The organism is uncultured Marivirga sp. (assembly GCF_963974845.1).
Lineage (GTDB): Bacteria > Bacteroidota > Bacteroidia > Cytophagales > Cyclobacteriaceae > Marivirga > Marivirga harenae.
In genome coordinates this window covers 521758-535594 of record NZ_CAXBEQ010000002.1, presented here as the reverse complement: position 1 = coordinate 535594, position 13837 = coordinate 521758, and the positions used below count along the sequence as shown (strand labels likewise).

7 protein-coding genes are annotated in these 13837 nt (G+C 37.7%); 4 read left to right on the top strand and 3 right to left on the bottom strand.

Annotated elements, in window-relative coordinates; translation table 11 throughout:
• Window positions 1-113: 113 nt before the first annotated feature.
• Window positions 114-4604, bottom strand: coding sequence for an ATP-binding cassette domain-containing protein (locus tag AAC601_RS06795; protein WP_303271203.1), 4491 nt, complete (start codon window positions 4602-4604; stop codon window positions 114-116).
• A 353-nt stretch (window positions 4605-4957) separates the two neighbouring features.
• Here AAC601_RS06795 and AAC601_RS06790 point away from each other — a divergent pair, with 353 nt between their 5' ends.
• From AAC601_RS06790 to AAC601_RS06780, 3 genes are all read left to right on the top strand, one after another.
• Window positions 4958-8080, top strand: a complete 3123-nt coding sequence (locus tag AAC601_RS06790) for a PAS domain S-box protein (RefSeq protein WP_303271201.1) — start codon at window positions 4958-4960, stop codon at window positions 8078-8080.
• A 73-nt stretch (window positions 8081-8153) separates the two neighbouring features.
• Window positions 8154-8582, top strand: a complete 429-nt coding sequence (locus AAC601_RS06785) for a response regulator (RefSeq protein ID WP_303271200.1) — start codon at window positions 8154-8156, stop codon at window positions 8580-8582.
• A gap of 732 nt (window positions 8583-9314) precedes the next feature.
• Entirely contained in the window at window positions 9315-9686 is a 372-nt protein-coding gene (locus AAC601_RS06780) for a hypothetical protein (protein ID WP_303271197.1), read from the top strand.
• 70 nt (window positions 9687-9756) lie between these two features.
• On the opposite strand, the gene AAC601_RS06775 is transcribed toward AAC601_RS06780, so the two are convergent.
• Complete coding sequence (locus AAC601_RS06775; protein WP_303271196.1) at window positions 9757-11127, bottom strand: TonB family protein; 1371 nt, start codon at window positions 11125-11127, stop codon at window positions 9757-9759.
• A 1-nt stretch (window position 11128) separates the two neighbouring features.
• Window positions 11129-11653 carry a sigma-70 family RNA polymerase sigma factor gene (locus tag AAC601_RS06770; protein WP_340152849.1) on the bottom strand — a complete coding sequence of 175 codons (525 nt, stop codon included), beginning with the start codon at window positions 11651-11653 and terminating at the stop codon, window positions 11129-11131.
• Window positions 11654-11949: 296 nt separating this feature from the next.
• On the opposite strand from AAC601_RS06770, the gene AAC601_RS06765 reads away from it, so the two are divergent.
• Window positions 11950-13806, top strand: a complete 1857-nt coding sequence (locus AAC601_RS06765) for a von Willebrand factor type A domain-containing protein (RefSeq protein WP_303271192.1) — start codon at window positions 11950-11952, stop codon at window positions 13804-13806.
• Window positions 13807-13837 lie beyond the last annotated feature (31 nt).

Genomic DNA, 13837 nt, shown 5'->3' with positions numbered 1-13837 from the left:
GCTTGAACCAGTGCTAAAATGCATCAAATTGCGATAGAGCGAGCGTCCGTTTGTGCAAAGTTGGGAGAAAGTTGACCCGCACTTTTATCTATGAACAAATAGTAATAGCAAATTCAATTCAAAACCACTCCAACCCCAATCATTTTCAATAAGTATGGATTATGATCAATCACTAATATATCATTGTGGGTACTCAGTTTCGCTAAAATGGTATATAGCAAATCAATATCCGCATAATGCAATCCCGTGCTCGGCTCATCTAAAATAAAAAGCTCATTTTTGGGAGCATCTTGAAGCCAGCGTAGCAGTAATAATCGTTGCTTTTCACCTGAGGAAAGTGACTGGACGCTTTGCCCTAAACTCAAATGGGCCAAACCGATTTTCTCTAGGCTTTTGATAAAATTAAGCGTAGAATTCGACACTTTAAAATCCGTAAACCATGCTATTAATTCTGTAATATTAAAATCCAGAATATCAGCTATATTTCGTCCCTGCACTTCATACTGAAGAATGTGTTTTTGATAGCGCTTGCCATCACAGTCTTCACATTTTTCAATAGCATTGGCTGCTACGTCCAGACTGGTTTCTACAAAACCTTTTCCTTTACAGTTTGGGCACTGACTTCCCTTTGTTTTATAAGAAAAGTCAGCTGGCTTTGCCTCTGTTTCATTAGCCATTATTTTGGTAATGTCCTTGAGTAAATCTAAGTAAGAAACCAAAAGTGTAGCGGAATGGCTGTTGAGCTTTTTAGGTTCAAAATACTGCGCGCCTTCATAATTTTTAGGAAAATCAATTTTTTCACAGTTAATCGCTTTTCCAGTTTTTATACTAGGTATGATGATCTCTTTTACCAAAGTGGTTTTGCCAATTCCTGATTTTCCGGTCAGCGCAGTGATGCCACCAATGGGTAGGTCTAATTCATTTCTGACCAACGTATGTTTAGCTAATTTGCGAATCCTAATATGTTTATTACCATCTTTGAGCTCAACTGCTTTGCTTGGCTCTTTCAGGAAAGGATGACAATCGTTTTGCTTTAGCAGACCTTCCGTATTGCCCTGATAGGTAGTACAGCCACCGAGCTTACCAGCTTGGGGACCAATCTGTACAAGATGATCTGCTGCATGAATAATGTCTTTGTTATGTTCGATAACGATGACTGTATTCCCTTTTGCAATCAACTCTTTCAGGATTTGAATCAGATCCGGAATATTATCGTTCGACAAGCCGGCAGTAGGCTCATCCAATAAATAGGTAATACCTTTTAATGGACTATTCAGCTGTTTGATCAGTTCTACTCTTTGATTTTCTCCACCGGAAAGGCTTGGTGATTTTCTGTTGAGTTGCAAATGGTCAATATGCAATTGCTTTGCCCGCTCAATTGTGTTAATTAAATGAGGTTCGATCTTAGCCAATAATTTTCCCTCCACATCAACTTCTTTGTCACTGGCCGTTAGCCAATCACTCAAGATCGTAAAATCCATGGATTTAATATCATGAATAGATTTACCGGCTATTGTAAATTTCAATCTTTCCGGCTTTAATCCGCTGCCCAAACAATGTTTGCATTCACTAAATGAAAACAGAGAAGTCAGCTGGCTAATGTTTTTGTTCTTTCGTGTTTTGAAATATTCATCTTGCAAGTAATGGAATAGACCTTCCCACTGCATTGTCAAGTCTTGCCTTCCTGTTCGTGTTTTGGTTTTGTATTCCCAGATAGCTTTCCACACTTTTTCCCCTGTTCCTTGCAGGAGAATTTCTTTTTGATCGTCACTTAATTCTTTAAAAGGGGTTTCTAAACCAAAGCCGTGTTCCGCTCCAACCTGCTTCAAGATTGCCATATGCTGTCCTGCTGGATCACCATAATATGCAACTGCTTTGTTGTGTGAGAAGAGTCCATCGGCTATGCTTTTTTTCTCGTCTAGCACTAGTTTTTGAAGATCAGGTAATAATTCCTCACCTATTCCTTCGCAAACTTTACATCTCCCTAATTCATGATTATTGGAAAAATGACTGGCTGATAAATCCTCGCCTTCGTATTGTGCCTTTCGGGAAAAAGCAAACCGTAATATTTTATCAATCCCCGTTTGCTTAGTAATATCTGTTCGAATTGAATAGTTCTTTTGCTTTCTAGTAATACAAATGGTTGGTGTGAGACCTTCAATATGGTTGACTTCAAATTGAAAATTCACGCCTACTCGTGATTGCTGATAACTGGAGAACTGCTTAGTCATTTCCTGCAATCCGTAGCCGTGCAGCGTGTCAATCACAAGCGATGATTTTCCGGAACCCGAAATCCCTGTAACCACAGATAATTGATGCTTGGGCACTTCCAGATTTAAGTCTTTTAGAGAATGTGTTCGAGCTCCCTGAATCGAGATCCATTCTCGTTGCTGCTTAGGTTCTTCCTTAATTTTTATGGGCTTTACTTCAAGTGCATTATCCACTAAAGTATCACAGCTCTGTTGGAACAGCGCATGATTTTCAAAGCAAATGATACCAGCAGTTTGTTGCTTCAGTTCATGGAGGGCATTCAGCAATTGTGTTACATTTTTTTGGTGCAAGCCAATGCTGGGTTCTTCCAGCAATAAAATTGTCTTCTTCGATTTCTTAGTGAAATGTTTGGTGAGTTTTATTCGCTGTGCCTCACCTCCCGACAAGGTATTGGAAGGCTGCCCCAATTTGATGTAACCGAGTCCCAGCTTCAACATCAATGAAAGAATTTCAGTAATCTTTTTTTCTCCTGAAAATAAATCATAGGCGGCTTCAATGCTTAAGTCGTAAAGGTCTGCTATATTTTTTCCCATCCATTCTACAAGGAGCACTTTCTTTTTAAATCGCTTGCCATTACAAGTAGGACAGATCTGATTGATATTCCCAAGCGCACTCATGGACAGGGTAATCACCCCAGCACCTTCGCAGGCCTCACATCTCCCTGTTTTATTATTAAAGGAAAAGGCTCCTTTAGCTAATTTTGATTCTTTTGCGTCCGAAGTTTTGGCTAGTAAATCTCGGATTTTATCCCCTAAGCCTGTATATGTAGCAGGGTTACTGCGTGGCGTTTTTCCAATCGGTTGATCTGTTACCATATGCATGTTCAGTTCCTGTTTTTCACAAAAGCTGGAAATGCCTTGTAGTATTTGGGGGTTCTTTCTACTCACCACTGTTAGTTGTTGCTCCTCAGGTACAAAATTGTAGGCAGAGACTTTGTTTGGAATTGGATAATCTACGGCATTTCCCTTTTTCAGTGCTTCTAATGTCGGACTTCTATTGTCCTTGCACTTCAGGAAGTCATCGATAGAGCCATTGAAAACAACTTCACCACCGTGAACACCTGCCTGCGGTCCCAATTCAACTATCCAATCTGCGGACTGGATGAAATCTAAATCATGCTCCACCACCATCACCGTATTGCCTCTTCTAATTAATCGATCCAGTATGTGGAGTAAGTATTTTTGATAGTCTGATGACAATCCTATAGAAGGTTCATCAAAAACATATAGAATCCCCTGCAAATTACTATTCACCTGATTAATCAATTTGATTCTTTGCGCATCACCGGAGGAAATTTCTATACTAGGGGCACTCAACTGATAATCCTCCATTCCCAGGCGAATAAGGTCATACAGTTGAGTGCAAATCTTATCCACTAATGTTTTTTCACCTTCTGAAAGTGTTAGCGAATTAAGTTTATCATATAAGTCGCTCAATGAAAGCTCCATCCAGCCTTGAAAATTCAGCCCGTGCCATTCGTATTTTAGATGCTCAGCTTTGATTCTTGCTCCATCACAACTTGGACAGACTTTAGAGCTGGCAAATTTTAAGATGTTAGGGTTTCGGTCTCTCCTGAGAATATCCTGCATGATGGGGAGCATTCCTTTGTAATAGCCTTCTTCTCTGGGCTTTGCTTTGATTCCTTCCCACCGCAATCGGGACTCCAATCCATGCTTACCATAAAAGACTTTAAGTCGATCACTACCATTTAAGACTACATCTTGCTGTTCAGCTGTAAGCTCCTTCCATGGAATGTCCACATTAAAGCCGTGTGCGTTGCAAACCTTATTGAGTTCCTCCACCGTAATCTGAGAATAAACTATATAGCCACCGGGAAGGGTAGTGGTGATGGCTCCTTCTCGCAGCGTCTTATTTTCATCCCCAATGAGTTTTTCAAGATCTATATATTCCGCATCACCTATGCCTCGGCATATTTCACAGGCTCCCCGCGGATGATTAAAGGAAAATAATGATTTGCTCATCGTTTCTTCCCCTGAATAGCGTGCAAATAGAATTCGGAAAATGGAGGTCAACTCTGAAAGCGTACCAAAAGTAGTATTGATAGATTGAAAGCGTTTTGATTGTTCCACTTTGATCACTGGTGGCAAATCTTGAATGTCATCTACTTCAGCAGTAGGGATTAACTGTCCGTTCTGTTGATTATAGGCTGGCAGGCTTTCTAAAAAGTAACGGTATCCTTCATTTGCGATCACACCCATAGCCAAAGAAGATTTTCCTGAACCTGATAATCCAGTAACCACAATTAGTTGGTTTTCAGGTATTGTTAAGTCAATGTTTTTGAGGTTGTTCTGGTGGGCGTTTATGATCTTCATATTCTGCTTTTCTTTTGGAAATTTAAAGGTAAGAAGAATATTACAGCATGATGATTCAATCTTAGCCTTGTATATTAACTAGATGATCAATTTGATCCAATTGGAAGTGCTTTTTTAAAAGAGTAGACCAAAAAAATTGCGTTTCTATTAAAATAATGAATATATCTAAGGCAGAAAAATATACTATTATGTGAAGAAATAGAGGATGGAATATTTCCGTCTCCAACTATAAAATGTATTTTGAAAGTTCATTTTTATTTGTACTTTTAGTAAAGTACAATAGATTATAAACAAATCGTATTTTTCTAAATTCTGGCTGGTTCACAACCGCCATTTCCAATTGTATAAGCTGAATGAAAAAACCTCAAATCCCCATAAACGAAATAAATCGCCAAAAGGAGTTAGAGTCCTACCAAATCATTGGATTGAATGAAGAAGATGAATTTGATTTCATCACTTCGATGGCAGCAAAGATTTGCGAAACCAAGATTTCGCTGATTAGCTTGGTCACTGCAGATAAGCAATGGTTTTTGTCTCATCACGGAATAAAAGCTAGAGAGACACCCAAAAACATCTCATTTTGCGCTCATGCTATCAACATTCCTGACCAAGCATTTATTGTCGAAGATGCTCGTCAAGATACTCGCTTTTCTGATAATCCTATAACTACAGACGATCCAAATGTCATTTTTTATGCTGGAATTCCTTTAGTAAATAAAAACGGCTTTCCTCTTGGGACATTGTGCGTAATTGATGATGCTCCAAAAAAGCTTAATGAGGAGCAAATTCAGCTGTTACAGCAGTTGGCGAAACAGACGATGAATCTCTTAGAGCTAAGGCGGTCTCAAAGGAGATTGGCCGAGTCTAATGAGGACCTAAACAAAAAAAATCAACTATTAACGGTCACAGAGGAGGCTAATCAAATAGGGACTTGGGAGCTCCATATTGCTTCAGGACAGACTGTTTGGAGTAAGGTAGTCTATGAAATTCATGAATTGCCCTTAGATTACGATCATAACCAAGCCAACGCTATAGAGTTTTACCACCCTGACTATCGAAGTTTAATAACGCAAGCGCTTGAAAATGTAGTACAGAATGACGTACCATTCGATCTAGAATGTAAATTAATTACTGCGAAAGGTAGGCAAAAATGGGTGCGAAGTACAGGTAGAAAGGTAGAAAATACGATTATCGGTAGCTTTCAGGACATTACAAAAATTAAGGAAAGCGAACTAAAATTTAAAAGTATATTTAATTCGACTTTTACTTTCATTGGTTTTCTGAGTATTGAAGGTATTTTATTAGAAGCTAATGATACTGCACTTGGTCTGGCCGATTTAAAGCATGAAGAGGTAATCGGCAAATATTTTTGGGATTGCTATTGGTGGCAGATATCTCCACAAACTCAAAAAGAGCTCAAAAAGAATTTTCAGAAGGCTGTTGGTGGAGAAACTGTATCTTATGAAGTGGAAGTTTGGCTTTCTAACAAAACCCCCATCACGATTCTCTTTAGTATGAAACCCATATTTGATGAATTTGGGAAAGTCATTTATGTTTTACCCGAAGGTAGTCCAATACAAGAAATTGTTGATGCCAGAAGGAAATATAAATCCGTAATTGAAGGGACTAATGTGGGGACCTGGGAATGGAACGTGCAAACAGGTGAAACAGAATTTAATGAACGATGGGCGGAGATTGCAGGCTACACCCTGGATGAACTGGCACCTATCAGTATAGATACATGGATGAATTTGGCTCACCCCGATGATTTAGAGGAATCTAGTAGGAGGCTTAATGAATGCTTTGAGAAAAAGGCAGAATATTATGATTTTGAAGCCCGTATGAAGCATAAGGACGGACATTGGGTATGGGTTCTTGACAGAGGAAAAGTCTTTGAATGGACGAAAGAGGGAAAACCATTGATGATGTACGGCACTCACCAAGATATTTCGGAGAGAAAGCAGAAGGAGGAAGCGCTACGAATTAGTGAACAGGCGTTTAGAGGTAATTTTGAAAATGCCGCCATTGGAATGGCATTGCTAGATCAAAATGGTAAATGGTTGGAGGTGAATGAAAATGTTTGCCAAACTGTAGGGTATTCCAAGAAGGAATTATTAAAACTCACATTTCAAGACATTACCCATCCTGATGATCTTCATGCTGATCTGGACTTATTGCAAGAATTAGTGGAAGGTAAGAGAAATCATTACCAAATGGAAAAAAGGTACTTTCATAAGGAAGGTCATATTGTCTATATTATTCTGGCGGTTTCGATGGTTAGAGACGAAAGCGGAAATGTACTTTATTTTATATCGCAGATTATTGATATTTCGAAGTTAAAACAAACTGAAATTCGCCTAAAGGCTTTATTAGCAGAGAATAAAGCACTAATGGATGCCACAACCGAGGTAGCTTTTGTGTCAACGGATAAAGAGGGAAACATACTTGATACAAACATTGGCGTTCAAAGAATATTAGGATATGATAAGGCATCTATCACTGGGAGTAGTATTCAGAACATCCTTTTTTTAGAAGAAGAGTGGAATCAAATGGCAAGAGAGCTTATGGGTAGCTCTGAAAAAAAATACTTGACAGCAGATTTTCTACACTCACTAGCTAATAATAAACAGCACAACCTAGGTGAATGGACTATGAAGGGGAAAGATGGTATAATTGTACCCGTATTATTGTCTGTTAGTGAAATTATACAAGTTCAAAATGCACATGGCTATCTATTTGCAGCAACAGATATTAGCCAAATCAAATCGATACAAAAGGAACTTGAACAAAAAAATGAAGAGCTCGAACAGTTTGCATATATAACTGCACATGATCTAAAGGAGCCATTACGGGGTATCACCTCTTATTTGTCCATCTTGCAAAAAAAGTATAGTGCACATTTAGATGATAAAGCAAATAGCTATATTGACATAGCTTCCCACAGCGCAAAGAGGATGAAAAATCTGATTTCTGATATTCTGGATTTTTCCAAAACTGGTGTAATTGAGCAAAAAGAGGTGAATCTTAACAGTCTTTTAGACACAATTTTTGATAACTACAGAAATGATATAAATCAGAATAATTTGGTACTCTCCAAATCTAATTTACCTGTTTTAACTGGCGATACTACCTCGTTTATTCAATTATTTACTAATTTAATAGATAATGCAATAAAATATCAGGCCAAGGGAAATAGGGCACAAGTAGATATTTATGGGGAAGAAGACGAAAAGAACTGGGTTTTTACAGTTGCAGACAATGGAATAGGAATTAAAAGGCAACATCAGGATAGAGTATTTGAGGTATTCAAGAGGTTGCATTCAAATAGTGAATATACTGGAACGGGAATAGGTTTAGCCACTTGTAAAAAAATTGTTTCTGCTTACGGTGGGAAGATCTGGTTCGAGGCAAATCAACCCCAAGGAACTAAGTTTGTATTTACGATACCAAAGACAAAAGATAATATAGAAAGATAAACAGCTAGAGTTTAAACTCGTTTATTGGTGCTAATTCACCGACCAAGGAAAGCGGAATGTAAATGAAAAAAAAATGAGAAAACTAAATATACTTTTGGTAGAAGATAGCAAAGAAGATGCGTTTCTTATCAGAGAGGCATTGGAAGGGCTTACATTTGTAGATAAGCTGCACCATGTCGAGAACGGTGCAATGGCTATTAATTTTCTGAAAAAGGAGGAGCCCTACTCGGCAGCGGAAACACCGGACCTCATCCTAATGGATATTAATATGCCCGTTATGGATGGGCATGAAGCTTTGAAAATAATTAAATCAATAGAAGAAGTCAAACATGTTCCTGTTATAATGCTAACTACCTCATCAAGAAAAGAGGATATTCTAAGGGCATATCAAGAACAGTCTAGTTCATACATTGTAAAACCTGACGATATTTATGAGTTAGATAATCTTGCAGAAACTATCAGAGATTACTGGAACAATACTGTCAGACTCCCTAGGAAGTAATCTCATGTATTTTGTTTTTATACTATTTTTCTAAAAAATCCTCTCATGGTTTACTATTGTAATTTTTAAATTCGTTAGTGTATCTCGGGGCGGGGGAAAGATTATTTTCGTTCCATTATTGAAACAGCTTTCCTGCTGTCTGACCCACCAATATTAAGAATTATACCTGTGTTTAAATTATCAGCCTGATTTCCCCACGCCTCTCTTGCATTAGTTGGCTATAAATATATGGACGCTTGGAAACGCAAATTGAGCCAATAGGATTTCCCCGATCCTGATAAACAAGTCAGTACAATTAATTGGTGTTCATGAATTGATAAAGTTATGTTTTTAAGATTATTCTGATGCGCATACAGACTTTTTTTCTTTTTTCAACGCATATAGATAGAAAGGTTGCGGCAGTGTTAAATTGAATTCGCAATAAAGCAAAGCATAATTTGCTTTCACAATTGCTTACAGTCTCTCAACTTTTTCATAATTAAGTCAGCCAAAACCAACCATAATAATTACCAAAACAGATTTTTTTTGACAAGATGCTACATAATTATAATAATATTTTATTAGTTTTAATAGGACGGATAGTACAATGTTTTGTGTTATTCAGCTGATTCTAACTAAACCTTAAGAGAGTGTGTGTGATTTGCTTGATGACTGTAAGTAGTAATATCAGTCTGCTAATTGCATAATAGTCGTATAAATTGTTAACAAAAATAATCCAATACTTACACAATTATGGAAACAAATCAAGTACTTCTAAACTGGATTGAAAGGTCTGAAAAGAATTGTTTAAGAATCGAAATTCTGGGACGACTAAATGAAGAAAATGCTTCTAAAGCTACTGCAAGATGGAAAGAAGAATTTTCCAGTACCTTAAAGCCTGAGGAAAAAGCGAACATCATTTGTAATTGCCTCAATATGACAGGCTATGATACTGAGGCAAGAAAGCAATGGCAACAAACAATTAGTGATTTAAAGTCTCAAATTGGATATTTGTGGGTGATTACTGACAGTAATGTGATTAGAATAGCGGCCAATACCATGGGATTGCTGACAAAATTCAAAATTAAGACAGCAAAATCTGAATCAGAGGTTACAGAGCAATAGAGTAATTGAATTCAGGGGTTTCCTCGATAGGTTCTTAAATAGAATAACTTTCCTGTCATCGAAATCTGTTTTATTTAATTTTAAATCGAACCGAAATTTTCTTGCTTGAAGCTACAGAAGTATCTCCTTTTTTAGCAGATTCCCATCTTGGCCCTTCCTTGATTAACCTGATTGCCTCCTCATCACAGCCATCTCCTAGTCCTTTTATAACCTGTACTTCTTCAATACGGCCCGTGGTGCTGATACTTATTTTTAGTCTTACCCTTCCTTCAGTGCCAGCCTCCAGGGCTTTTGGAGGATATCTTAAATTATCTTTGAGGTAATCACGGTAATCAGAAAAACCGATGCTGGGTCTTGCAGCATTGTAAGTATTGTCTTTTTCTGTGTCAGCTGCATTATTCGTAACGACTACTTCGCTTAATTGGGCAGCATCAGTGTTTAGATATATTTTATTGCCCGATTTTTCACCCACCACAAATTCTTGCTGTTTCATGCCTATAAAGTTCACTATCAGGACATCGTTTAACTTTGCTGCAATTTCAAAATTGCCATCTAAATCAGTGCTAATGGCTATTGTTGTACCCTTTAGCATGATGTTGGCTCCTGGCACTGGCTCTCCGGTTTCAGCATCTAACACCTCTCCTGAAATAGTTGGAGGAGTCGCATTCTTCTTCCTTGCTGTGATAACTGTTTCATTATCAGTTGGAGCAATAGATGATGCCAAATCAGATACCTTTTTACTTCTTGCTGCTGAAGGATTGTTTTGATCGGTCTCAATTCCTGCTACTTTTCCCACCATCGAGTCTTTATTAACCTCTTTAAAAGTATCTTCATAAGGGACAGCCGTTTCCGATACTATTAATTGCTCCTCAGTACTAATCGATTCATTTTGAGCAAGGAGCTCTATATCTTGGACTGTTTGAACTGGCTGTTCTTTTTCTTTCTTACTATTAGAATCAGTGCTTTCAGCCACCGTAGACGGTTGATTATCGGATTCCTTTTCTATTGCCTCAGCCTCTAAAGCGTTGGGTGGGTTGGTAGGGCTTTTGTTCTTATCAAATTCTATGGCCTCTTCCGATTTAATAGCCAAGGGAGCCAAAGCCTCATCTTGCTGAAAAAAATTGAGAATGAGTATACTAGATATGATGAACAATAAAAAGACTGCAGCATAAGGCAATGCTTTTTTCCACATAGGTATTACGCGCTTTTCTTGCTTAGGAGTAGTTTTAGACTGCAGCTTGGCCTTTAGACTTGGTAAATCATTTAGCGCATCCGGATTTTCCAAATAACCTTCCATGGCCTCCGCCTCAAAAGGATGACTTAGCAAATATTTCTCTACCTGATGCTGCTCTGCAGGACTCAAAGTACCATTTGCATAGGCTTTCATTTTCTCTATGCTCAGGTCTCGAATAGGGTCAATATGGTTTTTATCTTTCTTCACCTTATTCCATGCACTGTTTCAAATTTCGTTTCGCATTTTGTATGTAGCTTTTCACTTTCTTTAATTCGTAAGAGGTACTATCTGTAATTTCTTTATAACTCTTTTTGTCCAAGTAAAACAACTCCACACATCGCCTTTGTTCTTTTTTTAATTGCGCAATACATGCAGTTAATTTTTCCAGATTGTCTTCCTGAAAAGTATAGTCTTCTTCATGATGCTGCAATTGCCCATTTTCCATAAGCTCAAGGTCAGAATAATCAAAACTGTCGGTTTTTTGACGTTTTTGCTTTCTCAATTCCATTAAGCAATGGTTTTTGGATAGGACGTAAAGCCAACTTTTAAAGTTCTCTACTTCATGCTTGGGAAGTTTTATCACTAACTCTTCAAAAATAGCCATCACAGCATCCTGAGCTGAATCTTTATCTTTCAAATATTTTAGGCATACTCCGTAAACCAAGTGCATATAAGGCTGATATAATTTACCTAATAGTTCCAGATCTTGAGATTTTCGGAATCTCTTAATCAATTGTTTTTCTTTTTGTATATCGTTTTTATCTGTCACTTAATCTTGCTGTACAAATGCTAAGTTAATTTGTATACCTGAATAATATACATAAAATTAAAATTCACAGCTTAATTCAAAAGTAAGTTGTTAAACATTAAGTACTCACATCATATTAATAATTAGAGCCTTATAAGGCTATTTACATAAGAATTAAGACCAATTTCTTTCGAAAAGTAAAAAAAATAAAAATAGTTTTATGGAATTTATGGAGTAGCTGCATCCTGTCTACAAATATGTTTCACATAAAATTATCAATTATGAAAAAGTTAATGGATGCAATGAGAATAAGTGGTCTGATTTTGATCAGTGCTGCAATGTTAAACGCACAGACGATCACTATCAGCGGGAAAGTCACCGATTTCGATAGTGGAGAAGATTTACCGGGAGTCAATGTATTACTGAAAGGGACTTCCACCGGAGTAAATACTGATTTAGATGGAAAATACTCTATCAAGGTATCTTCACTAAAAGGAATATTAGTTTTTAGCTACATTGGGATGGAGAAAAAGGAAGTGTCGATAAAAGGGCGTACTGTTATTGATGTGAAGATGGAAGCTTCTGTTTCTCAATTATCTGAAGTGGTGGTCACTGATAAATCAGTGCGGAATATATTTTCAGGAAGAAAAGCGGTTAGCTATGAGGAGGAGATAGCTTATTTGCCCACAATTGCTGAACCACCCAATCATCAAGCAGATACCGAGGAATACGAAGGTCTTGATGAAAACACTTTTCAGGAGGCTACTCAACATCCGCTCTCTACTTTTTCAATAGATGTAGATGCTGCATCTTATTCCAACATGAGAAGATTTATCAATAATGGTCAGAACCCTCCAAAAGATGCCGTGAGAATAGAAGAAATGATTAACTACTTCAATTATGACTACAAACAACCAACTGGTCAAGATCCTTTTTCGATCAACACAGAAGTAGCTCCAGCCCCTTGGGATGAAAAACATCAACTGGTGCAAATTGGCTTGCAGGGCAAGGTAATCCCAACAGAGAATCTGCCTGCTTCTAATCTAGTTTTTCTTTTAGATGTGTCGGGCTCTATGTTTGCGCAAAATAAACTGCCCCTACTGAAATCAGGCCTGAAAATGTTGGTTGACCAGCTCCGAGAAGAGGATAAGGTGTCTATTGTAGTGTATGCTGGTGCTGCAGGGTGTGTGCTTCCTCCCACTTCTGGCAAGGAAAAAGACAAAATAATCGATGCGCTTCAAAACTTGCAGGCGGGTGGTTCCACTGCTGGTGGAGCAGGGATTGAATTGGCCTATAAAATTGCAAAAGAAAATTTCATGAAAGAAGGCAACAACCGCATCATTTTAGCTACGGATGGTGACTTTAATGTGGGAGCAAGTTCAAATGAAGCCATGGAAGATTTGATTGAAATGAAGAGAAAGGAAGGCGTTTTTCTTACAGTTTTAGGCTTTGGAATGGGTAACTACAAGGATTCAAAAATGGAAATATTGGCGGACAAAGGAAATGGCAACTATGCTTATATCGACAATATTTTAGAGGCGAAAAAAGTGTTGGTAAACGAATTTGGCGGTACTCTTTTTACCATTGCCAAAGATGTGAAAATACAGGTAGAGTTTAACCCTGCCAACGTTACAGCCTATCGACTAATTGGCTACGAGAATAGAAAGCTCAATAATGAGGATTTTAACAATGATAAAAAAGACGCTGGGGAGCTCGGTTCTGGTCATACGGTTACGGCTTTATATGAAATTATCCCTAAAGGGGTGAATAGTTATTTCAAACCAATTGATGATTTAAAATATCAGGAAAATAAACAAAAGACAGAAAAAGTAGCTTATGGCGATGAGCTATTAACGGTGAAGTTTAGATATAAAGCTCCCAATGAAGAAGTCAGCCAGTTAATTGTGAAAACGGTAGACAATACAATTACGGCACTTGGTAAAACGTCTGATAACTTTCGTTGGTCGGCTGCAGTGGCTACTTACGGAATGCTTTTAAAAGATTCTGATTATCTTGAAAAAGGGGATTATAAGCTAGTGACAGACTTAGCCCAAAGTGCAAAAGGAAAAGATGAAAATGGGTATAGAATAGAATTCATCAAGCTGGTAGAATCCAGCAGTTTGTTGGCTAAGAACTAGTTTTTAGCCGTTACAAGTTTAGTTCAATGTG

Coding starts and splice junctions, on each gene's coding strand:
- AAC601_RS06795 (WP_303271203.1), bottom strand. CDS start 4,604: ATGAAGATCATAAACGCCCACCAGAACAACCTCAAAAACATTGACTTA.
- AAC601_RS06790 (WP_303271201.1), top strand. CDS start 4,958: ATGAAAAAACCTCAAATCCCCATAAACGAAATAAATCGCCAAAAGGAG.
- AAC601_RS06785 (WP_303271200.1), top strand. CDS start 8,154: ATGAGAAAACTAAATATACTTTTGGTAGAAGATAGCAAAGAAGATGCG.
- AAC601_RS06780 (WP_303271197.1), top strand. CDS start 9,315: ATGGAAACAAATCAAGTACTTCTAAACTGGATTGAAAGGTCTGAAAAG.
- AAC601_RS06765 (WP_303271192.1), top strand. CDS start 11,950: ATGAAAAAGTTAATGGATGCAATGAGAATAAGTGGTCTGATTTTGATC.